Origin of the sequence: Micromonospora sp. WMMC273, from assembly GCF_027460285.1 — a bacterium.
GTDB classification, from domain to species: domain Bacteria; phylum Actinomycetota; class Actinomycetes; order Mycobacteriales; family Micromonosporaceae; genus Micromonospora; species Micromonospora aurantiaca.
In genome coordinates, this window is record NZ_JAPZBE010000002.1 from 64477 (window position 1) to 84754 (window position 20278).

General features: G+C 72.2%; 29 protein-coding genes. 12 read left to right on the forward strand and 17 right to left on the reverse strand.

Annotated features, from left to right (window positions below):
- Nucleotides 1–144: 144 nt before the first annotated feature.
- Nucleotides 145–576 (forward strand): MmpS family transport accessory protein, encoded by a 432-nt coding sequence (locus O7611_RS31235; RefSeq protein WP_269698310.1) that lies wholly within the window; start codon nucleotides 145–147, stop codon nucleotides 574–576.
- An 88-nt stretch (nucleotides 577–664) separates the two neighbouring features.
- On the opposite strand, the gene O7611_RS31240 is transcribed toward O7611_RS31235, so the two are convergent.
- From O7611_RS31240 to O7611_RS31265, 6 genes are all read right to left on the reverse strand, one after another.
- Entirely contained in the window at nucleotides 665–1231 is a 567-nt protein-coding gene (locus O7611_RS31240) for a hypothetical protein (protein ID WP_269698311.1), read from the reverse strand.
- Nucleotides 1232–1498: 267 nt separating this feature from the next.
- Complete coding sequence (locus O7611_RS31245; protein WP_269698312.1) at nucleotides 1499–1789, reverse strand: hypothetical protein; 291 nt, start codon at nucleotides 1787–1789, stop codon at nucleotides 1499–1501.
- 132 nt (nucleotides 1790–1921) lie between these two features.
- Entirely contained in the window at nucleotides 1922–2239 is a 318-nt protein-coding gene (locus tag O7611_RS31250) for a hypothetical protein (protein WP_269698313.1), read from the reverse strand.
- Nucleotides 2240–2411: 172 nt separating this feature from the next.
- Nucleotides 2412–3149: a hypothetical protein gene (locus O7611_RS31255; protein ID WP_269698314.1), complete on the reverse strand. Its 738-nt coding sequence runs from the start codon at nucleotides 3147–3149 to the stop codon at nucleotides 2412–2414.
- 181 nt (nucleotides 3150–3330) lie between these two features.
- Nucleotides 3331–3474: a hypothetical protein gene (locus O7611_RS31260; RefSeq protein ID WP_269698315.1), complete on the reverse strand. Its 144-nt coding sequence runs from the start codon at nucleotides 3472–3474 to the stop codon at nucleotides 3331–3333.
- Between the two features lie 58 nt (nucleotides 3475–3532).
- Entirely contained in the window at nucleotides 3533–3760 is a 228-nt protein-coding gene (locus tag O7611_RS31265; protein ID WP_269698317.1) for a hypothetical protein, read from the reverse strand.
- 266 nt (nucleotides 3761–4026) lie between these two features.
- On the opposite strand from O7611_RS31265, the gene O7611_RS31270 reads away from it, so the two are divergent.
- From O7611_RS31270 to O7611_RS31285, 4 genes are all read left to right on the forward strand, one after another.
- Entirely contained in the window at nucleotides 4027–4317 is a 291-nt protein-coding gene (locus tag O7611_RS31270) for a hypothetical protein (RefSeq protein WP_269698319.1), read from the forward strand.
- 79 nt (nucleotides 4318–4396) lie between these two features.
- Nucleotides 4397–4888 (forward strand): hypothetical protein, encoded by a 492-nt coding sequence (locus O7611_RS31275; protein ID WP_269698320.1) that lies wholly within the window; start codon nucleotides 4397–4399, stop codon nucleotides 4886–4888.
- Between the two features lie 178 nt (nucleotides 4889–5066).
- Entirely contained in the window at nucleotides 5067–5330 is a 264-nt protein-coding gene (locus O7611_RS31280; protein ID WP_269698321.1) for a hypothetical protein, read from the forward strand.
- 241 nt (nucleotides 5331–5571) lie between these two features.
- Nucleotides 5572–5853, forward strand: a complete 282-nt coding sequence (locus O7611_RS31285; RefSeq protein ID WP_269698322.1) for a hypothetical protein — start codon at nucleotides 5572–5574, stop codon at nucleotides 5851–5853.
- A 108-nt stretch (nucleotides 5854–5961) separates the two neighbouring features.
- On the opposite strand, the gene O7611_RS31290 is transcribed toward O7611_RS31285, so the two are convergent.
- From O7611_RS31290 to O7611_RS31335, 10 genes are all read right to left on the reverse strand, one after another.
- A complete protein-coding gene (locus O7611_RS31290; RefSeq protein WP_269698323.1) occupies nucleotides 5962–6366 on the reverse strand; it encodes a hypothetical protein in 405 nt (134 codons plus the stop codon).
- A 3-nt stretch (nucleotides 6367–6369) separates the two neighbouring features.
- Nucleotides 6370–6987, reverse strand: a complete 618-nt coding sequence (locus O7611_RS31295) for a hypothetical protein (RefSeq protein WP_269698324.1) — start codon at nucleotides 6985–6987, stop codon at nucleotides 6370–6372.
- Complete coding sequence (locus O7611_RS31300; RefSeq protein WP_269698326.1) at nucleotides 6984–8174, reverse strand: globin domain-containing protein; 1191 nt, start codon at nucleotides 8172–8174, stop codon at nucleotides 6984–6986. The genes O7611_RS31295 and O7611_RS31300 overlap by 4 nt, the downstream gene beginning before the upstream one ends.
- 168 nt (nucleotides 8175–8342) lie before the next feature.
- The gene (locus tag O7611_RS31305) at nucleotides 8343–9593 is read right to left on the reverse strand and encodes a nitric oxide synthase oxygenase (protein WP_269698328.1); all 1251 of its coding nucleotides are present in this window, start codon (nucleotides 9591–9593) and stop codon (nucleotides 8343–8345) included.
- A 402-nt stretch (nucleotides 9594–9995) separates the two neighbouring features.
- Complete coding sequence (locus O7611_RS31310) at nucleotides 9996–10139, reverse strand: hypothetical protein (RefSeq protein WP_269698329.1); 144 nt, start codon at nucleotides 10137–10139, stop codon at nucleotides 9996–9998.
- A 1-nt stretch (nucleotide 10140) separates the two neighbouring features.
- On the reverse strand, nucleotides 10141–12039 hold the full coding sequence (locus O7611_RS31315; RefSeq protein WP_269698331.1) for a hypothetical protein: 1899 nt from the start codon (nucleotides 12037–12039) through the stop codon (nucleotides 10141–10143).
- A gap of 22 nt (nucleotides 12040–12061) precedes the next feature.
- Complete coding sequence (locus O7611_RS31320; RefSeq protein ID WP_269698333.1) at nucleotides 12062–12904, reverse strand: phage minor head protein; 843 nt, start codon at nucleotides 12902–12904, stop codon at nucleotides 12062–12064.
- Nucleotides 12874–13074 (reverse strand): hypothetical protein, encoded by a 201-nt coding sequence (locus O7611_RS31325; RefSeq protein ID WP_269698334.1) that lies wholly within the window; start codon nucleotides 13072–13074, stop codon nucleotides 12874–12876. The genes O7611_RS31320 and O7611_RS31325 overlap by 31 nt, the downstream gene beginning before the upstream one ends.
- Nucleotides 13071–14936: a hypothetical protein gene (locus O7611_RS31330; RefSeq protein WP_269698336.1), complete on the reverse strand. Its 1866-nt coding sequence runs from the start codon at nucleotides 14934–14936 to the stop codon at nucleotides 13071–13073. Before O7611_RS31330 ends, O7611_RS31325 begins: the two co-directional genes overlap by 4 nt.
- A gap of 2 nt (nucleotides 14937–14938) precedes the next feature.
- Nucleotides 14939–15268 carry a DUF1360 domain-containing protein gene (locus O7611_RS31335; RefSeq protein ID WP_269698337.1) on the reverse strand — a complete coding sequence of 110 codons (330 nt, stop codon included), beginning with the start codon at nucleotides 15266–15268 and terminating at the stop codon, nucleotides 14939–14941.
- A 384-nt stretch (nucleotides 15269–15652) separates the two neighbouring features.
- On the opposite strand from O7611_RS31335, the gene O7611_RS31340 reads away from it, so the two are divergent.
- The 7 genes from O7611_RS31340 (at nucleotide 15653) to O7611_RS31370 (ending at nucleotide 18664) form a co-directional block, all read left to right on the forward strand.
- On the forward strand, nucleotides 15653–15937 hold the full coding sequence (locus tag O7611_RS31340) for a hypothetical protein (protein WP_269698339.1): 285 nt from the start codon (nucleotides 15653–15655) through the stop codon (nucleotides 15935–15937).
- Nucleotides 15934–16245, forward strand: coding sequence for a hypothetical protein (locus O7611_RS31345; protein WP_269698340.1), 312 nt, complete (start codon nucleotides 15934–15936; stop codon nucleotides 16243–16245). The genes O7611_RS31340 and O7611_RS31345 overlap by 4 nt, the downstream gene beginning before the upstream one ends.
- Complete coding sequence (locus O7611_RS31350; protein ID WP_269698341.1) at nucleotides 16242–16811, forward strand: hypothetical protein; 570 nt, start codon at nucleotides 16242–16244, stop codon at nucleotides 16809–16811. The genes O7611_RS31345 and O7611_RS31350 overlap by 4 nt, the downstream gene beginning before the upstream one ends.
- Nucleotides 16808–17005, forward strand: a complete 198-nt coding sequence (locus O7611_RS31355; RefSeq protein WP_269698343.1) for a hypothetical protein — start codon at nucleotides 16808–16810, stop codon at nucleotides 17003–17005. The genes O7611_RS31350 and O7611_RS31355 overlap by 4 nt, the downstream gene beginning before the upstream one ends.
- Nucleotides 17002–17811, forward strand: a complete 810-nt coding sequence (locus tag O7611_RS31360; protein WP_269698344.1) for an AsnC family protein — start codon at nucleotides 17002–17004, stop codon at nucleotides 17809–17811. The genes O7611_RS31355 and O7611_RS31360 overlap by 4 nt, the downstream gene beginning before the upstream one ends.
- A gap of 82 nt (nucleotides 17812–17893) precedes the next feature.
- Complete coding sequence (locus O7611_RS31365; RefSeq protein ID WP_269698346.1) at nucleotides 17894–18076, forward strand: hypothetical protein; 183 nt, start codon at nucleotides 17894–17896, stop codon at nucleotides 18074–18076.
- Between the two features lie 258 nt (nucleotides 18077–18334).
- A complete protein-coding gene (locus tag O7611_RS31370; RefSeq protein ID WP_269698348.1) occupies nucleotides 18335–18664 on the forward strand; it encodes a hypothetical protein in 330 nt (109 codons plus the stop codon).
- On the opposite strand, the gene O7611_RS31375 is transcribed toward O7611_RS31370, so the two are convergent.
- Nucleotides 18628–20259, reverse strand: coding sequence for a terminase large subunit domain-containing protein (locus O7611_RS31375; RefSeq protein WP_269698350.1), 1632 nt, complete (start codon nucleotides 20257–20259; stop codon nucleotides 18628–18630). The two genes, O7611_RS31370 and O7611_RS31375, sit on opposite strands and share 37 nt — an antisense overlap.
- Nucleotides 20260–20278: the final 19 nt, after the last annotated feature.

Here is a 20278-nt window from a genome sequence, read left to right on the forward strand (position 1 = left end):
GTGTTTTCTGTCGGATGGCTGACATCACCCCCCGGCGGGGTGACATTTCCGATCGAGGTCGGCAGACTCGCCGGGCGGCCGGGCCCGGCGGACCGGGGCCCGGCTGCACCAACAGGTCCCCTCGGTCCCTCTCGGAGAGTCATCATGCGCCGTACGACCATCGCCGGCTTCGCCGTGATCGCCCTGCTCGCCCTCGGCTGTGGAGCCGGCGGCACCGACGACGTGGAGGGCCCCGGCGCGCAGCAGCAGCCGGCAGACGCGCCCGCCAGCTCGGGCGCCGCGAAAGCGAAGCCCGCCGACGACGGCAAGAAGTCGATCGTCATGGAGGTGTCCGGCCCGTCGAAGGCGGACATCACCTTCGGCATCAGCGGCGACCAGTCACAGGAGCAGGGCGCGGAGCTGCCGTGGAAGAAGACCCTGACCTCGGGGGAGGCGTTCCTCATCCCGACGATCGTCGCGCAGTCGAAGGGCAGCGGCACGATCACCTGCAAGATCACCATCGACGGGAAGCTGGTCAAGACGAACTCGTCCAAGGGCCAGTTCGCCGTGGTGACCTGCACGGCCGACACCATCTGAGCTAACCTGGCGGCCTCACGCCAATGAGGACGCTCGGCTCGCAGACGGCCCCCGAGGTATCCCCTCGGGGGCCGTCCGCTGTCCGGGGTCAGCGCTCCCAGCGCAGCACCGCGGCCGCGTCAGGCAGCCGGACGCCGTTGGCGCGCCGCCCGAGGCCGTCGCGCACCAGGCTGGTGACCTCCATGACGTCCAGGGCCACCACCCGCCAGTTGATGTCCTGCTCCCGGTCCTCGCGCAGGGCGTCGATCGCGTCCGGGTTGCCGGTCACCACGTCGCCCTGCTGGACCTGCCAGCCCTGGGCCAGCACCCACCGGCCGTCGGTGCCGTGCACGTAGGGCAGGGGCGGGGTGGCCTTCCGGGGGCGGCGGGCCAGATGCCCGGCCGCCGCGGTGATGACCGCCGCGATGTCCTCCAGGGTCCGCGGGTGCCGGACGTCGAGCTTCAGCAGCCGGATGAGCCGGTACGCCGAGTCGTACATGCGGTGCTTGGCGTCCTTGCTCGGGCGGCGCTTGCCGTCCAGGGCGGCGCGGTTGCCGGCGCTGTAGGCGTCGCAGGCGGCGTGCCAGGCGGCGAACGCACGGTGGCGGCGGCGCAGGCGTCGCAGCTCCTCGCGGGCCATGTCCAGCTGGTCGGCGGTGGGGGCGGTGGTGGCCATGTGGTCCTCCTCGGTTCGGTGGGCGGGCCGTTCCAGGCGGGCCGCCCTGACACCCATGACGTTACCGCCTCCCCGTGAAGTAATCAACCTCCGGGGGGTGATTTCTTGGGCGGGGACAGCGACCCGCTCAGCTCGCCCCAGACGTGCCGGCGCTCGCCCGCGTCCGGCACACCGCGCACACCGCGCCGACCCGCCTCCGTGGACCTCACCGGCCTGCGGACAGCGCAAACCCCCGGCCGCGGTGGCCGGGGGCGGTCGCTGCGAGCGTCAGCGCAGGGTCAGGGTGGCCAGCCGGGCGGCGACCTCGGCCTTGGCCGCCTTCAGCGTGTACGACCCGAGCCGGTCCGAGGTGATCGACATCGGCGCACCGACGAACGCCGCCCGCGACAGCCGCACGTGGAAGCGGGTCTCCATCCGGCCCTTGGCGTACCGGAGAGTCGTGCCGGGGATCGGCCGCTCCACCTCGATGGTCGACCGGGTGATGGTGCCGACCACGGCGCCGCCGACGACGATGTTGCGGACGGCCTTGTTCTCGGTGGCCTTGACGGTGAACTCCATCGGATCCTCCTCGGTTCGGTGGGCGGGCCCTTCCAGGTGGGCCGCCCTGACACCCATGACGTTACCGCCTCCCCCGGAAGTAATCAACCCCCGGGGGGTGGTTTTCTCCCGGGGGTCGACAGGCTCGCAGCGTCAGCGCTGCATCAGCGACTCGGCCGCCCGCAGGATCGCGGTCACCTCCGACAGCCGGCTGATCGTGCCGGTCGGCAGCAGCTCGACGCCGTCCTCCTCGCGCACGTTGTTGATCTCGAAGCGCAGCCCGCGCGCCAGGTCGTACAGCCGGCGGCGGGTGTTCTCGTTGCAGGGGGTCGCGCGGTGCAGGGCGGTCGGGTCACCGGCCCGGTGCTTGGCCAGCGCGTTGACCCACGCGCTGTACCGCATGTGGACCCGCTTGGTGTCGCAGTAGGCCCGGGTGAGCTGGTTCATCAGGTCGGTGCGGGTGAGCTTCACGGGGATGTCCCTTCTCCGGCGGGCGGGCCCTTCCAGGCGGGCCGCCCTGACATCCATGACGTTACCGCCTCCCCGTGAAATAATCAACCTACGGGGGGTGATTTCTCGGGAGGGGCCGGCCGGACGCGGCGCGGCCCCCGGGCAGGTCGCCCGGGGGCCGCCACCGGCCGGGTCAGGCCGGGCTCGTGCCGGTGCGCAGCACCCGCAGCAGCGGGGAGCGGACGTGCCCGCAGTCCAGCCGGACCTCCACGTGGTCACGGCCCTGGATGACCCGCGACCGGCCGGTCATCACCCCGTTGCGGTGGCCGGTGCCGGTGCACCCGCCCACGATCCGCTCGGTGTGGTGCACCCGCAGGCCCTCCACCGCCTCCGTGACCGGCTCGCCCTGGGCGGCGGTCGCGTCGGCCGCCGCCGGGGCCTGCTCGGCGACCTCGACGGCCGGGGCGGGCTCCTGCACGGCGGGCGCCTCGGCGGCCGGTGCCGGCGCGGCCGGTGCCTGCGGCTTGGCCGGGGTCTTCTTGGCCCGCAGCTCGGCGCGGAACTCCTTGGCCGACTTGCGGGGGCCGGTGGCCGGGGTGACCACGCCGCAGGCGCAGGTGCCCGGGGTGGCGTGCAGCTCGGCCTGCGGGCACTCGACCTCGGCCGGAGCCTCCGTGGTCTCCGGCGCGGTGTCCTTGAAGCCGACCGCCTGCACCCGCTTGCCGGAGCTGATCTGGAAGGAGCCGATGTTCGTGGTGATCAGCCGCTTGCCCCGGACGTCAGCCTTGACGTTGCGCAGCACCTTCGCGATCGGGGTGTCCTGGGTGGTGGTGCCGAAGGTCGGGATCACCTCGTCGCCGTCGGTGCTGACGAACAGGTGGGAGCCGACGAAGACGGCAGCAGCGGTGGTGGGGATCGCGTAGCGGAACATCTGGTCCTCCTCGGTTCGGTGGGCGGGGCTTCCAGGCGACCCGCCCTGACATGGACTACGTTATCGCCTCCCCCGGAAGTAATCAACCCCCGGGGGGTGATTTCTTGGGGGGTGACGGGGGCCGGCCCGGATGCAGGTCGACCCCCGGAGCTGGTGCTCCGGGGGTCGCGCGCGCGGCAGGTCAGGAGGGCCGGCCGTCGCCGTAGGTGTCGCACTCGTGCTCGACGCCGGCCGAGGTGCCGTCGCCGTTGACCTCCACGGTCACCCCGTCGTCGTAGGCCACGGGGGTGCCGCAGTCGATGCAGTTCACCGGCTCGTGCTGCACGGTGTCTCCCTTCTCGCGGGGCCGCCCCGGGCACCGGACCCGGGGCGGCCGGGGGTGGTCAGGCCCAGCCGAGCTCCTCCGAAGCCGTGCCGGGCAGGTAGCCGACCTGCTCGCCCTCGCTGATGTAGACCCGGCGCTCGCCGTCGACCTCGGCGACCACGACGGTGCCGACGCGGTGCTCCAGCGGCCAGGACGGCTGCTTGGCCAGGTAGAGCGGGGTCTCGTCGCCCAGGTCTTCCAGTGCGGCGATCAGGTCACCGACGGTCTCGACGATCACCGGGTTCATGGCTCCTCCTCGGTTCGGTGGGCGGGCCCTTCCAGGTGGGCCGCCCTGACACCCATGACGTTACCGACCTCCCCGGAAGTAGTCAACCGTGAGGGGGTATTTTCGGGGAAGAGTTTTGGCTGGTGGCTCGCACGTCTATAAGGCCACCGCGCCACCCGACAAATCACCCCCCCGAGGTTGACTACTTCAGGGGGAGGCGGTAACGTAGTCGATGTCAGGGCGGGTCGCCTGGAACGGCCCGCCCACCGAACCGAGGAGGAACCCCCGTGGACAGCACCTGGCTCGCCAACGTCCGGCCCCACCCGAACACCGTGCCGTGGGCCCAGGCCCAGAACCCGACCGGCGACCACGCCAAGACCGTGCTGCTCCTGGTGGCGCAGAACTCCGTGCGCGACGGCTACTTCTTCCCCGACATCCACGACCTCACCGACCTGTCCGGCCTGACCGACAGCCAGGTGGGCGGCGCGCTGACCCAGCTCATGAACCAGGGCCTCCTGGCCTACTGCAACGCCAGCCCAGACCTCACCTACGTGCTGCCCGCCGCCTCCCGGCGCTGACCGGCTCGTGGTGACGGGGCCCGCCCGGCGACCGCCGGGCGGGCGCCACCACCACGAGGTGGACAGGAAGCGAGGAACCATGAGCAGCATGGATAAGCCGTACCGGGTCGGTGACGGCGCCACCCACGAGCACTACGCGACGGCGGACGCCGCGGTGGCGGCGGCCGGGAACCTGGCCGAGGCGACCGGTCATCCGGTGCACGTCGAGCAGTACGCCGGCGTCCACGACGACCCGGCCAACCGGGCGGGGTACCGGCCGGTGAAGGTCGTCGCCGCCGGTGAGGTCGACGGCGTGTGGCGCGCACTGCCGCCGGAGGCCTACGTCACGGTCAGCATGGAGATCGACAACACCTACGAGCGGTACCCGAACGTGCGGACCCGCGTCGAGCAGGTGCAGATCCCGCAGCCGCCGGAGGACGACGACAGCGACGAGTACCACGAGTGGGCGCACGTGTACGTCCAATGCTTCACCGGCGTGGGACACACGGACGGGAACTCCTGGTATGACGTGACCATCGTCGACAGTGACCGGCCCGAGCTGGTGGGCCGGACGTTCGAGTTCGGGTACTGATCCCCGCAGCCCTCGACGCCCTACCGGGCGGCGGGGGCTGCGAGCTGCGTGCCGGCGCGGTACCACCCTCCCCAGAAATCACCCCCCGGAGGTTGATTATTTCGGGGGGAGGCGGTAACGTCATGCATGTCAGGGCGGGTCGCCTGGAAGCCCCGCCCACCGCACCGAGGAGGATCCCATGCCCGTCAGCCTGCCCCCGTTCGCCGCGGCCGCCATCGCCGAGGCCGGCCAGCACGACCCCTACTTCGCCGAGTTCGGCGCCGACCGCGACGCCGTCCGGGCCTTCCGGATGGACCGGCTCAACGAGCAGCTGCGGGTGGTGCACCAGCACCGGCACCCGCTGTGCGGGGAGTGCCTGGAGTTCCACGCCCGGTTCCTCACCTGCGACCAGGTGGCCGAGCTGATCGGGATCGACGCGCGGATCTCGGCGGGCGCCTTCTGACCTGACCGCGACATCGGCCCCCGGGTGACCGCCCGGGGGCCGCTTCGTGCCCGCTGAGAGCCACCGAGGGCCCTCGGCGTACCTGCCGGGTACGCCGGGTACGGCCGCCGTCCCGATGCCGGAGCCTCCCCCCGAAAAGCACCCCCCGGAGGTTGATTATTTCGGGGGGAGGCGGTAACGTCATGCATGTCAGGGCGGGTCGCCTGGAAGCCCCGCCCGAACCGAGAAGGGACCACCGACCATGCTGCTCATCGCCGCCGAACTCGCTCACCTCGGCACCGCCCCCGAGATCCGCCAGCGCATCGCCGCGCAGGCCGCCACCGACTTCCTCGACGGCATGGTCGAGCACAGCGACGACGACCTGGCCGGCCTCACCACCGAGCACAAGGCGACCGCCGCCATGATCGCCCTGCACCTCATCGCCATCGAGCGCGCCAGCGGCGGCGCGTCCTGCCCCGACATGGCCCGCCCGGCTGCCTTCGCCGCCTGGGCCGTGCGTGAGGCCACCCGCTACACCCGCTGACCCACCCGGACAGCGACCGGCCCCCCGAGCCCTGGCGCTCGGGGGGCCGATCCTTTCAGGAGGGGGCGTACGCCAGACCCGGAGGGACCGCCGGGCGCAGCCCCAGGTCTACGTCTGAGCCGTCTGCCCGTCGACGACCTTCCACACCACGACCACCACCCGCTCGACCGGCGTACCGGACGCCGGGTCGGTCCAGGTGAACACCACCGGCATCCCCTCGGCGAACCACTCCCACACGAACGCCGGGAGGTCAGCCGCCTGCATCTGGATGAAGTGCGCCGTCGCGGTGATCTGGGTCAGCATGAAGTCGTAGACGAACCGCCGGCGTCCTTCCTGGTCCAGGTCTTCCGGCAGCGGAGGGCACTGCGACGACCGGTGGTACCGCTGCTCCACCTCGCGGGGCACCACCGCGTTGAGGTCCACCCGCCCGGCCTTCAACGGCGGGTCGATCGACACCCACTGCGAGCGGGGGACCATCGCGGCGGGCATGGCCGCCTGCACGGCGAACAGCACCGCTCAGCCCTCCTCAGCGTGCCGACCGGCCGGCGACGTCGACGGCGGCGGGGGCGGCAGGTTCACCACGCCGCGGTAGTGGCCGGTGGCGTCGGTCAGCGCCGTGGCGGTGCGGTCCATGAACCCCAGAACCTCACCCAGCACCTCCCGCAGATCCTGCATCTGCTGACCGCCGAGGGTTTCCACCGCGGCGAGCTGGTCGCGGGCCTGCGCGAGGATGTGGTTGGCCTGCTGCTGCGCGGCCTCCACGATCGCGCGGGCCTGCACCGTGGCGGTGGCGACCTGCTCGTCACCGGCCGCCATCGCCTTCTGCTGCATCTGCAGGAGCATGTCCCCGATCGGGCCTTCCATCGACCGGTCCGGCAGCGTGCCGTGACGGCGGGCGTGGATCTCGCCCCACGACATCTGCAGCTGGGTGTGCTGGTCGGCGACCCGGCGGGCGAGTTCGTCGAGTTGCCTGCCGGCCTCCTGCACCAGCGCGTCGACCTCCTCGATGACGTAGCCGCGCTGGAAGGTCTTGGTGTACGCCAGCCGCAGACGCATCCGGTTGATCTTGTCGGACGGGGAGATGTCCGGGGTGGCCACGATCGGTGCGGTCGCGGCGTCGATGGGCAGGGTCATGAGGTCACTCCGGAGGGGAGAGCGAGCGGCGCCAGAGGGGGGTAGCTGGTGGAGGTGAACGTCTCGACGCGGATCTGCCGCCGGCTGTAGCCGTTGGCGAGCAGCATCGCGATCGACCCGCCGATCATGGCTTCGGAGCCGCACAGGTAGACGTAGCGGTCGTGGAACTCCCCGCCGCGTACGGCCACCTCGACGGCGGTGCCCCGGTAGCCGGTCCAGTCCGGGTCGCGGGAGACGACCGGGACGATCGTCAGCCAGGGCAGGTGCCGTTCCAGCTCGCGCAGGGCGTTGACCTCCCGCAGCTCGTGCGGCTGGTCGACGCCGTAGATGAGGGTGACCGGCCACCGCCAGGTGGGGTCGGTCGCGAGGTGCTGGATGACCGCGGCGAACGGGGCCAGTCCGGTGCCTCCGGCGATGAACAGCACCGGGCCGGGGTCGCGGTGCCAGCCGGTGAGGGCGGTACCGACCGGCGCGCCGATGCGCAGCAGGTCACCGGGCTTGGCCTGGTAGACCAGGGCCGGGGACAGCAGCCCGCCGGGCACGGCCCGGACGAGGAACCCCAGCCGGTTGTCGTCCCGGGGCGGGTTGATCGGGGTGAGGTACCGCCACACGCCGGGGCGTGACGGGTGCTCGACGGCGCACGACTGGCCGGGCATGAAGTGGTACGGCAGGTCGACGGCGACGGTCAGGGCCGCGAGGTCCGGTGACCGGCGGTCGATGTGCTCGATCGTGCCTCTCCACGCGGGAGGGTTGACCTGCTCGTCGGCGCGGGCTCCGTCGACCATCATCGCGGCGATGAGGTCGTAGGCGCGCTGCCACTCGGTTTCCAGTTCCGGGGTCCAGTGGCGGCCCAGGGCCCGGCGCAGCGTCTCCATGAGGGCGTTGCCGACCGCCTTGTAGTGGTGGGCGACGACGCCGAAGCGGCGGTGGTCACGGCCGAGCTGGGCGGCGAAGTCGGCGAGCAGGTTGGTGTCGTCGACGTTGCTGATGATGTGGCCGAGGGCCGACAGCAGCTTGTCGCGCTGTTCGGTCATCCCGGCGGGGAACATGCTGCGGGTGGCGGGCTCGGCGGCGAACAACAGGCTGTAGAAGATCCGGGCTGCTTCGTCGCCGAGCTTCTCGACCTCCGTCCAGGAGGCGCGCAGGCTGGCGGCGTTGATCGGTGGTCCGGTGATGAATGTGGACATGAGGGCCTTTCTCGGTCGGGCAGGGCTCCAGGCGCCCCACAGACACCTGACAGGTTACCCACTGACGCTTAACTAGTCAACCGTCAGGGGGTTATTTGGCGGGGGACGCCCGACTCCCGCAGATCCGCGCGTACGGGCCGCCGGCCACCGCCGACAGCCCGGCACGGGTCACCCGGCCCGCAACAACGACCGGGCCGGAGGCAACCCGGACCGCACCACCTCAGCGGCGGCATCGTCCAGGTAGAAGTTCGGCGACGGCTCCCCGTCGGCGTAGTACCGCTGCCACGACGGGTCCTGCGGCGTCATCGGGTACGGGTTGAGCCACGACCAGTCGCCGTACGCCGGACGCCCGGCGCGCTCCTCCCGCGCGACGAACGCCGCGAACCGCTCGCTCTCGGTGTGGTGATCCACGATCGACGTGCGGGAGTCGGTGAACGAGTGCAACACCGCCTCCTGCAACACCAGCAGCGCCTTGTCCCGCCACAGCGGATCGGTGGCCACGTCGAAGTCCGCCAGCTCGGCCACCACCGGCAGCAGGTTGTACCGGTCCGGGTCGGCCAGGTTGCGGGTGGCGATCTCGGCACCGAGGTAGAAGCCGTTGAACGGGGCGCAGGAGAAGTCCAGACCGCCGAAGCTCAGCCGCATGTTCGAGATCACCGGCACGGCGTGCCACCGCAACCCGAGGCTGGCGAACCACCCGTACCGCGGGTGCGTCAGCTTCACCTCCCGCACCGCCTTGGGCGGCACCGGGAACACCTGCGGCTGCTCACCGTCGGTCTCGATGATCCACGGCAGCAGGTCGAACGCGGTCCGGGCGCCGGTCCGCCCGCGCGGGCCCTGCCAGCCCATGGAGATCGCCAGCCGGGTGAACTCCAGATAGCGGGCGTCGCCGAGGGTCTGCTCCTGCGAGGTCTTCCAGCCGGCGTACCGCACGAGCTGGTCGTTCCAGACCCGGGCGCGCGGGCCGGTGTCGGGGGAGTCGGGGGCGAACACCGAGATCACCGACCGGATCCGGCCGCGGTTGGTGGCGTACTCCAAGTGCTGCACCAGCTCGCGGTGGATACCGGCGGCGTCGCGGACGTGGCGCAGGTCGCGGACCACGAGGCCCTGCCAGCGCAGGCGGCCTATGCACCGCGACGACTGCCGCCAGGCGACCCGCGCGCCGTGGGTCAGCTCGTCGGTGGTCGGCAGCCACGTGCCGGTGGCGTCCAGCTCCCGTGACACCTGCTGCCAGCGGGCGTCCAGTCCGGGCCGGCCTGTCTCGGTGTGGAACAGCTCGAGGAACTGGCGGGCTTCCGCCTCGCGGTCGACCGGCGGCGGCGGTGCCGACGGGCGCAGCGCGGTGTGGTCGACCGGGCAGGTCGCGGGCGGTGGCGGGCTGGCCGGGACGGCGGCCGGACGGCGGTGCGTAAACAGCAAGGACTTTCCTCCCCAGAAAAAGTCACGCACAGTCACGAAACTTCATCGCGTTGTGTGGCAACCGATGGTAGATTATTTCCGGCCGGTGAGGAAGAGGATCTATCCCGGTATCTGCCGCTACGCCACATCCCTCCCGTGCTGTCACAGACCGACCGCATCCGGTACCGTGACCACGCCGCAAGTCGAGGGGCGGCCACCAAGGGAAACGGTCACCCCGCCGTCATCGGCGGGGTGACCTCCCGGAATGGTCCCCATCGGACCCACCGGCTAACCTGTGCGACGGACGTTCTTGACGCGGACGACCGGCGAAAACGGAACCGGCCACCTGTCTCCCAGGCGACCCCCGAGGGCGCACACCACGGGGACGGAGACAGGTGGCCGGTTTCGTCTATCCGAGGGCTGCTACTCCTTCACCCGGTACGTCGCGCCGGGCACCGCGGCCGCCGCCAGCTTGGCCCCCAGCTCGGAATACTTCTCCTTCGTGGTGCCGTCCGGGTACGTCACCACGTACACCTTCCCGCTGGCTGCCTTCCGACATCCGCACATGTCACGCCACCTCCAACTCGGCCAGCAGAGCCCGCGCTTCCCGGGCCCGCTCCTGCTCCTCCACGACCTGCACCGCGGCGTCGATCTCCGCTTGCAGGTCGGCGCTCACCTGCGCTGCCACCGCATCCCGGTCCACCAGCCCGGCCCCGGCGGTGACCGCCGGTTGGCCGCGCAGCGCGTCCGCGATCTCCCGGCCCAACCGCTGGTAGTCCAACGGCGCCGCCACCACCGGCGCCTCCGTGTCGGGCGCGGGCCGACGCTGGCGGGCCGGGTCCATCCCTCCGGCGGCCACCAGCGCGACCTGACGGCCGTTGCGCAGCGTGGTGCGCGGCAGCGGGAACCCCGGCCGCTCCCGCGCCAGCGCCAGCACCTCCACCAGCTCCAGACCGCCGGCCATATCCCGCCAGTCCCCGGACACCTTCTGCCGGGCCAGGGCGGCGATCTCCCGGTCACCGGCCTCCGGCGCGACGATCCCGGCCACCCAGATGCCGTGCTCGTCCTCCCCGGCCCGCACGTACGCCACGGCGGCCATCCGGTCGTGGTGGCCGATCGCGGCGCCCGCGCTCAACCGCGAGCAGGCGTGGTCGTCCTTACCCGGGCAGCAGCGGCACGAGCCGGTCAGCTCGCCGTGGCCGGTGGTGATCCGGCCGACCGCCATCGGCAGCGCCACCCCGGACGCCGTCTCGTGGTAGCGGTGGAAGTCCGCGTACTCCCGCTCGCTGGTCGGGGCGGTGGTGCACGAGTCGCGGATACCGACGTGGCACACCCCCCACGGCGCGATGTGCCCGAACACCCGCCGCAGCCCGTTGTCGTCCGGCTCGGTGACGGTGAGGAACGTCAGCTCGGACAGCTGCGGATCGGTGAACACCTCAGCCGGGATCGTGACCGCGAGGCCGGCGGCGGCCGTCAACGACGCGACCAACGCCGGCGTGACCACCGACGCCTCCCCGTCCGCCTCTTCCTCATCCCAGGGGGCGCGCAGACCGGGGTCGTCGAACTCGTCGGCCATCCGGGCGTACAGCCCGGACACCACCTGCCGCATCCGGTCCTGCTCCTCCTCGGGCAGGTCGGTGCCACCGCGGCCGCCTTCCAGCACCGACGCGACGGCGAACACAGCGGCCGGGACGATCGTCGGGGTGCCGTCGATGACGTCGACGATGCCGAACCCGTACGCCGTCCGGGTCTCGCCGTCCGCGTCGTCGTCGCGGTGCAGGAACCCGGCGGCGTAGCAGCCCCAGTCCGGGTCGTCGCCGTCGATGCCGCAGTGGCCGGCGAGCCGTCCGGCGGCGGCGTCACCGTCCCAGGAGGCGTCCCGAGCCGCGAGGGGCATGTCCGACCATCCGGCGGTCCGGACGGACGCCGTGACGGGCTCCTGAGCGTCCTCGGTGAGCAGTTCGAACGGCCCGCACTCGGCGAACGCCGGTACCGACACCAGCGTGGCGGCGGCGATCTCGTAGACGACGAACAGCATCTCCAGCGCGGGATCGGTGCCGTTCTCCCACGCCTCCTCCAGCAGCTCCTCCAGCCGCTCCTCGGAGATCGGCTCGTCGGAGCCGACCTCGGCCAGCACCGCCTCGGCGGCGCCCGGGTCGACGGACGGACCGATCACCTTCTGCGCGAGCAGGTGCTTGGCCTCCGCGACGTCTTCGGCCAGCCGTGGCAGCACGGCCGGGTCGACGTCGTCGAACAGCTCGCCCTCGCCCCACGCGCCGTCGTCGCGGATGTCGATGGTGTCGGCCATACCGATGATCACCGACGCGTCGTGGCCCATCTCGTCGGTGCGCTGCCACTTCAACGGCAACGGCAGCTCGCGGTGGGACACCCCGTCGCGGGCGAACCGGCGGCCGTCGCCGGTCGACGTGCCGATGGGGGCCAGCAGCCCCCGCCATCTGGTGCCCATACCGGCACCTCCTGTTCGGTTGCTACCAGTCGGTGAACTGGCGGTTGGACAGGTCGACGTTCTCCCCGGGCCGCAGCAGGAGGGTGGTACAGCGGCACTGGATGATCTCGCTGGCCGGGGCGGTCGGGTCGCCGGGCCGGGCGAGCTGGTGGCCGCCGACGGTGAACGGCTGGCCGAGCGGCTGACGCTGGCCGTCGGCCTCCCGATGCGACAGGCGGGTGCGGGTGTCGTCGGTGGCCAGCCACATGTGCTCGAACCGGCTGTCGCCGAGCACCTCGGACACGGCGGTGAACGCATCGGTGCGGCCGGCGTTCAACGCGCCGATCGTCTCGGTGCGGGCCACCACCACGGCGCGGTTCGGCCACCGGTCCAGCTCGTGGTCGGTCAGCAGCCGGTCGACGCGTTCGGCGAGCTTCGGGATGCTCTCGCCGGCGTTCGCGCCTTCGGCGATCTCCCCGGCGATCAGGTCGTACACCTCGTCGGGGGTGGCGGACATGCGGTTGTGGACGACGGCGAGGTAGGCGGTGACGGCCGGGCGGTGGTCGAACAGGAACGAGTCGCCGAGCAGCCTGCGGTACGCCACGGCGACGGCTTCGGTGATCGACCCGGCGACCAGGGCGCCGATCTCCCGCGCCCACTCCGGCGCCAGCGACCACACCGCGAGGGCGTCGGGGCGGTGGTGGCGCAGGACCGCCCGGGACACCTGCACCAGCCAGCCGGACAACCGCGACCAGTAGTCCCGGTACACGGCTTGCTCGGCTTCGGTGATGTCGGTGAGGGCGGCCAGCCGGTCCGGCAGCCAGGGGTCCGGACCGTCGCCGTCCCAGACGGCGGTCACGTCGACCTCGACGGCGGCAGCGGCCACGCGCCGTGCACCCGGGCGTAGTGCTCGGCTTCGGCGAGGGTGGCCGGGTAGAACACGTCGCCGTGGTTGTTGAGCATCGCGTACGGCACGGTCGGCACCTGCGCGGCCGGTCCCGGGTCGGCCGGGGCGGTGGTGGGGGCGACGCCTTGCAGGGAGTGGCGGTCGGTCATGCGGCAGTCCTCGGTCGCAGGCGGGTGGTGACCACGTCGGCGGTGAGCAGGTCACGCAGCAGCCGGTGGTCGTAGGCCATGCCGCGGGTCAGCAGCTCGACGCAGAAGGAGTGCAGCAGCGACCGCAGCTCGTGGGCGTCGACGCCGAGCTCGGCGGCGGTGGCGGGCAGGTCGGTCCAGGCGCCGCGCAGCATGTCGTCGGCGCGGTCGGGCGCGAGCGCGCCGACGCGGGTGTGCAGGTCGTAGCGGGGAGTGTTCGGCCACCGGTCGCGTTGGCGGTGCGGCACCAGCCGCGACCCGGCGACCGACAGCGCCCGGCGTACGGCCATGGACGCCGCGACGTGCAGCGGGTCGACCCGGATCACCGCGGCCGTCTCGGTGGGTTCCTCCGGCGGGGACTGCGGGTCGCGTTCCGGCTCGCCGGGCGGCAACTCACCCGGCCCGCCACCGCCGCCGTCGTCGGTGCCGGTGATGGCCGGGCCTGCGGCGGGCAGGCCGATGATCTGCCGGACGGTCGGGTCGTTGAGCAGCGAGGGGGTGGTGACGACGGCTTTCTCCAACAGCCGGCGTAGCCGCTCCTCGTCGGACGGCAGGTCTTCGACCTTCCACGCTCCGGCTTCCACGGCGGCCTTGTCCGACAGCAGCCCGCGCTCGTGGAAGTTGACGGCGTCGGTGGACCGGTTCGGGCGGACGGTCAGCGGGTCGGTGGAGAAGTCGTAGACGTACCGGTCGGGGTCTTTGCCGAGGTCTTCCAGCGCGGCCCGCAGGTAGCCGATGGTCAGCGCGTCGGCGATACGCGACAGCACCGGCTTGATCTGGGTGTCGATCGCGTCGTCGGAGATCGACCAGGCGTTCCAGTGGTTGGTGGTGCCGATGCCGATCAGCACTTCGGGCGGCACGTCGAGGGACTGGGCGAGGGACTTGACCGCCTTCTCCCACATGGGGATGAGCTGGGCGGACAGGTCGGACCAGAAGTGCACCGGCCGGATCTTGTCCAGGTACTCACCGGGCACCGTGAACATGATCGGCACCATGGCCTCGGCCGAGGACCGGTCGCGGAGGCTGGTGGCCATGGCCCGCATGAGGGTGTGCGCGAAGCCCTGCACGCCGGTTTGCTGCACGTCGTCGGGGATGGGGAAGTCGATGCCCTCGGGCAGCGGCAGCAGCCCGGCGCCGGACAGCCGGGAGTCCAGCTCGGCGAACTCCCGCTTGCGGATGGCTTCCAGCTCGCGCAGGTCGGGGATCGCCGAGCGGGTGGGCGAGTCGGCCAGGTCGGAGTCTGCCGGGTGCGGGGTCCAGGTCCGCAGCAGCAGGTCTTCCCCGTCGCGGTACTCCAGCCGTCCGCCGCCGTGCAGCTGCGACCGGGCGATGGTGATGACGTCGCCCTGGCGTTTGATCTGCCGGCCGGAGGCGACCCACCACCGGTCGGTGCCGTCGTCGTTGCCTTCGCTCTCGGCGACGATGTAGGCCTCACCGGCGACGAACAGGTTGATGCCCAGCAGCCGCAGCGCTTCGTCCTTGGCCGGACCGCGGCCCAGCGGCCCGCCCGCTAGGGCTTGCACCTCGGGGTCTTCGGCTTCGCTGATCACCTCGCCGGCTTCGTCGACCTCCGCGACGTACAGGCGGCAGCGGGACACCGAACCGCCGATCCAGTTCGCGATGAACCGGAGCTGGCCGGTGATGTCGTAGAGCCGCCAGGCGTCGCGTTGCCAGGCGCGGTCGCCGAACTTCCAGGCCTTCCAGGCGACGCCGTCGAGGGTGATGCGGGAGACGGCGGCGGTGAGCGCGGCGCGGGCCTGGGCGGGGTCGAGGGCCGGGGTGGGGTCCGGGGCGGGCGGTGGGGTCTTGTTACGCCAGCCCATGGTCAGCCTCGGTTGATGTGCGCGGTCATGCCGGTCGCCTGGGAGAAGGCGAGCAGCAGGGCGGGGATCGCGAACCAGGGGTTGGTGCCCCACAGCCAGGCGATCGGTGCGACGGCGGCGGCGATCCAGATGGAGGCGCACCAGGGGCAGCCGTCGGCGTCGTCGTTGACTCCACCGACGACGTAGACGAGTCCGCGGTGCAGCCGGTTGTGCGGGTTGACCCGGGACACGAGGGCGGCGCGCAGCGGTTGGGTGATCTTGTCGGTGGTGGCGAGTCCGGTCAGACGTGCGACGGCGAGGGCGTAGACGAGCAGGACCCAAGCCGGAGGCATAGAGACGATCATAGGCCGGTGTGGTGAAGATTCTTCGGCCGCAACCGGCTCGGGCGTGCGGGTTTCCTGCCGCGGCGGGTGCCGGGGCGGGTGGTGGTGGAGGATTTCCGGTCAGGGCCGGTGGCGGTCCGGTCATCGGCCGGGGCGAGGGGCGGCGGCCGGTACCCCCCGGCGGGGGGTAGGCGGTACCGTGGCCGGTGGCAGGACGGACCGGCACCCGACCCGCCGAGGGCCAGTACAGATCTCCCCCAGACGGATTGCAGCCCTGTTCCAGAACACCCCACGTGTGCCGGTGACGGCCTCCCGTTTCCATGCTGGCGGGAGGCCGTCAGCGTCTCTCCCGGACCCGTGACGTGCCGGTATACCGGGGTATACCCTTGTGGTGTGCCGAGAGACGTCTACATCTGGGATGACGACAGCTACGCCGCGCTCGCCGCGGCGGCGATCGACTGGCTCGATGTCCAGTACGTGCTGTACCACTCCCGCCCGTGCGTACGCGGCCATCTCGGGGCGGTGTTGCGGGTGACCGCGCCGGCCCGCGACGGCCGGCCGTTGCTCGTCGCGCTCATCGAGGACGCACCCGACCGGTATCGGGTCGTCGGCGCGCGGTGGCTGGACCCGGCGGAACGGACCGCCTGGGAGCAGATGATGAAGGGGGAACTGCCATGATCGACCCGCTTGCCCCGCTGACCGAGCAGGAGCTATCGCGGTCCGAGATCGTCCGCGAGCCGGTGGCCGAACCGATGGCCGTGGTGCCGGTCAAGCTGCCGGTCGAGCTGCTGAACCGGCTGAAGGCCGAAGCCGACGCCGCAGGCCCCGGCATCGGGGTGTCCACCCTGCTCCGGCAGCTCGCCGAAGCCCGGTACGCGCCCGGCGCGGCTGACCTGGTGGCCGTGCATCCCGAGCGGCTGCGCGTCGAGATCGAACGGGCCGTGCACCGGGCGGCCAGCCCGCTACCGCCCTCGGCGGCGGCGTGACCGCCCCGACCGCCCGCTCCGGCGCCGTCGCCGGAGCGGCGGACGGGGCGTACGCGCAAGGTGTCCTCGACGGCCGGGCCCGGGAACGGGACCGGCTGCGGACTCTGACCGGACACGAGCTGGTGCGCGAGCTGTTCCCGACCGACGGCCCGTACGACGACGAGCGGACCAGCCGGGCGGCGGTCGTGCTCGGTGAGGTGGTGCGGTACCTCAACTACGCCACCGCCGCTGAGGTCGGGATGCGGTACCCGTCGACGGCCGGTGACCTGATCGGCAGCCTGCGTACGGTGTTCCAACGGCTCGGGCAGACCCTCGACCAGACCGGCCACCGGCTGTCGGTGATCGCCGACCAGCCCGATGCGTACGTCAACAACCCGCGCCCGGAAGACCGGGAGCACCCGAACATGCCGAACCCGCAGGAGACCGCGCTGGTCACCGCGACCCAGCTCGACCACCTCCGGGCCGGGCTGACCGACGCCCTCGCGCTGCTGAGCACGGCGCAGATCTACGCCAACCGGATCGGCCTGCACCTGACCGACGACGACGAGGAGGAGCGGCAAGGATGAACCTGTCGCCACTGCTGAAGATGTCACCGCTGACGCGGGTGATGGTGACGGTCCTGCTGCTGGCCGCAGCCGGCGGCGGGCTGTGGCTCTCCGCCGTGCTCGGGCCGGAGCGGACCGGCTGGCTGATCGCGCTCTTGGTGCTGCTGTTGATCGGGTCGACGTACGAGCTGATCCGGCGGCTGCGCCGGTCATGACGCTGCGGGTGCCCGCCGGCCATCGGGAGGTCGACCCGCAGGACGCGACGCTGCTGCGGGCGATGAGGGAGGTGGGCGACCCGAGGCTGAGCGCGACCTTGCGGACGGCGTGGTGGCGGGGTTGGGGCGGTCGGGCGCTCGGACGGGCGGTCGGGCTGAGTGAGACGTCCGTCCGCGCCCGGGTCGCCAAGCCGGACACCGGAGACGGGCTGCGGATCAAAGACCCGCCCCTACGGCCGTCGGACGCCGGGCGGGCAGCCGGGCCGGTCGAGGTCACCGCGCAGGCCGCGGTCGAGCTGCGGCACCTGTACGAGCAGGCCCGCCAGGTGCGGGCGCGCACCGCGCAGGACTCGCCGTTGCGGGCGGCGGCGGACCGGCTGGACGTCCTGCTGGACGGGTACGTGCATGACGGGGTGCCGGTGGCCGAGCTGGCGGCTCACGTCGGGGTGGAGGAGGCCGTGGTGCGGGCGCGGGTCGCTCGCTACCGGCGGCCCCGGCCGGCGGCGCCGAAGCCGGATACCGGCCGGGTCGCACGCCGGACGGTGGTTCTGTCGCCGGAGCTGATCGCGGAGCTGCGCAGGCTGTGTGAGGACGGGGCGAAGGTGCGGCATCACACCCCGCCCGGCCATCCGTACCGGGCGGCGGCCGAGCAGTTCGTGGAGCTGGCCGAGGAGTGTGTGCGGGAGGGCGTCAGCGCCCGGCGGTTGGCGGGACACCTCGGGATCAGCCCGGGGCATCTGCAGCTCAGGTTGAGCAGGTACCGGAGGGACCGGAACCTCCCCCGGAAATCACCCCCCGGAGGTTGACTACTTCCGGGGTGGGCGGTAACGTAGTCGATGTCAGGGCGGGACGCCTGGAAGGCCCGCCCACCGAGAGAGGGAGACGACCATGCAGCACTTCCACATCCGTTACTTCGCCCGTGGCCGCAGCCTCGGCGGCCAGAGCGTGCCCGCCGCTTCCCCGGCGGCGGCCCTCGCCTCCCCGGCGGTGCAGGCGTTCCAGGCCCGCCTCGCGGTGAACTACCCCGGCCTGCACATCAGCCACCGGATCGTGGCGCTGCCCGCCTCCTGACCCCCCGACCCGCGAACCCCCGACCCGCACCGGGCCGGGGGTTCGCCGTATCCGCCCTGCCACGGTGCGGGCTACCCGGCACACCGGCCGTACCCGGCCGGGCCGTCTCCGTGGACCTGGACGGGCTCACGGGCCGGTTCCGGCACCTGGCACACTGGACGGTGTACGAACCAATCAGTTCGTGCGGGGTGTCGAGCCTCCTGCCCTCTGCCCTGGGGGACGGGAGGCTCGTTCCGTGTCCGGGGGAGGGGAACCGCCGTGGCTGACTACACCGACGATGAGGTCCACGCTCTGGCCGAGGTGCTGACCCGGGCCCGGCTCGACGGCGTGAGCGCGGGGTCGATGACCCTGGCCCGGATCGTGCTCGACGCCGGCTGGCGCCGCACCGCGCCGCCGGCCGTCACCGCTACCCAGCTCGCGCGTACCGCCCTGATCGAGCGGTACGGCACCATCGACCCGGCCTTGGTGGCAGCCCGAGGCGGTGACGGGGTTGAGATCGGCGCGGCGGTGCGCCTCGCTCGCCTCGACCGGCAGGACACCCCGGACCGGGGTCACTCCAGCGGGGACATGCCGGTCGACGGCATCTGACCCGACGGCGGGGCGGCCATCCGGCCGGTGCCGGAGTTCGGCACCGGCAGCAGCGCGTACGCCAGGTACGTCGACGCGTCGATCCGGCCGGGGCTGTCGGTGTGGTCCGGCTGCCAGGTCGCCCACTCGTCTTCCAGCTCGGGCAGGTACGCCGCGGTCCGGATCCGGTCTTCGGTCCACTGCTGGGCGATCGGTTCGGCGCGCAGCAGCTTGCCCTTGCGGGCCTTGACCGTGACGATGCGCGGGCACAGCCGGTTGAACTTCGCGGCCCGCGTGTACACGGTGGACGCCATCGCCTCCTTGTCCGTCGCGACGTCCAGCGCCAACCGCCACCGTTCGACCTCTTCCCGGCGTAGGGCCTCCCAGGCGGTGCGGATCGACAGGGTGGCCATGTCCCCGCCGAAGTCGGTCTCCACGATGATCCGGTCCGCGTCGGTGTCGGCGGCCAGCTCGCAGGCCTTCCGCGACCAGTCGTGCGACGACATGACGCCGGAGGCGTCGTGGGTGATGTAGAGCCGTCGGTCGCCGCCGAGGTACCCGGCGATCAGGCCGGCGGTGTCCCGGCCGCCGCCGGACGGGTCGACGGCGACGGCCGCCCGCAGCACGGTGGTGTTGCACGGCCCGCACGTCGGGTCCTGGCCGTAGCAGCGGCGTTCGCGCAGCAGCTTGCGGGACAGCAGCGCGCCTTCGGCGGGCTTGGGGTCGCCCTGGTAGAGGGCGGCCCAGTCGCGGACCGAGCTGGACCGGCGGCGGTCTTCCCAGTGGCGCAGGGCGGCGGCGGTGTCCCGGGGCGGGATCTTCGGGTGCGGCAGCGGTGCTCCGGCCGGCCGGCCGAGCGGGTCGTTGGCGGGGTCGACGCACAGGGCGGGCATGTGGATCACCCGCCACCGGCCGCCGTCCTCGATGCGGCCTTCGTCGGCGAGTAGCCGGCCTCGGATGTCGTCGGGATGCCAGGGGGTCATGATCAGCACGACCGGCGCGCCCGGCGACAGGCGGGAGATGATGTCGCCGGAGTACCAGTCGTGGACGGCGTCCCGGCGCCGGAGGCTGTCGGCTTCCGCCCGGGACTTGTGCGGGTCGTCGATCATCGCGATGTCGCCGTTGACGCCGGTGACGCCTGCGCCGACACCGACGGATTTCATGCCCCCGCCGGTGGTGAGCTGCCAGTCGTTGACGGCTTGGCTGCCGCGCTCCAACCGCAGGTCGTAGCGGTGGCCGTGTTCGATGACCATCTTCCGTACCGAGCGGCCGCGGTTGAGGGCCAGGCTGTTGCCGTAGGAGCCGACGATCACGCGGTGGGCGGGGTGCAGGGCGAGCCACCAGAACGACCCGCCGACGACGGCGGTCACGCTTTTACCGACCTGCGGTGGGGTCAGGATCATCAGCCGGTCGGTTTCGCCGGTGTGCAGCCGGCGCAGCTCCCGGCCGATCACTCGCAGGTGCGCGCGGCGTTTGTAGCCGGGGGTGAGGTGGCGCATGAGGGTGACCGGATCGGCGAGGGCGCTCTTGTCGTCGGCGCGGGCGATCGCGTCGGCTTCGGCCAGCAGCTCCTGGTCGGTCATCTGCCAGGTCGGTCGGAGAGCGAGGTCGGTCATCTGTCACACCTGCCGGTGA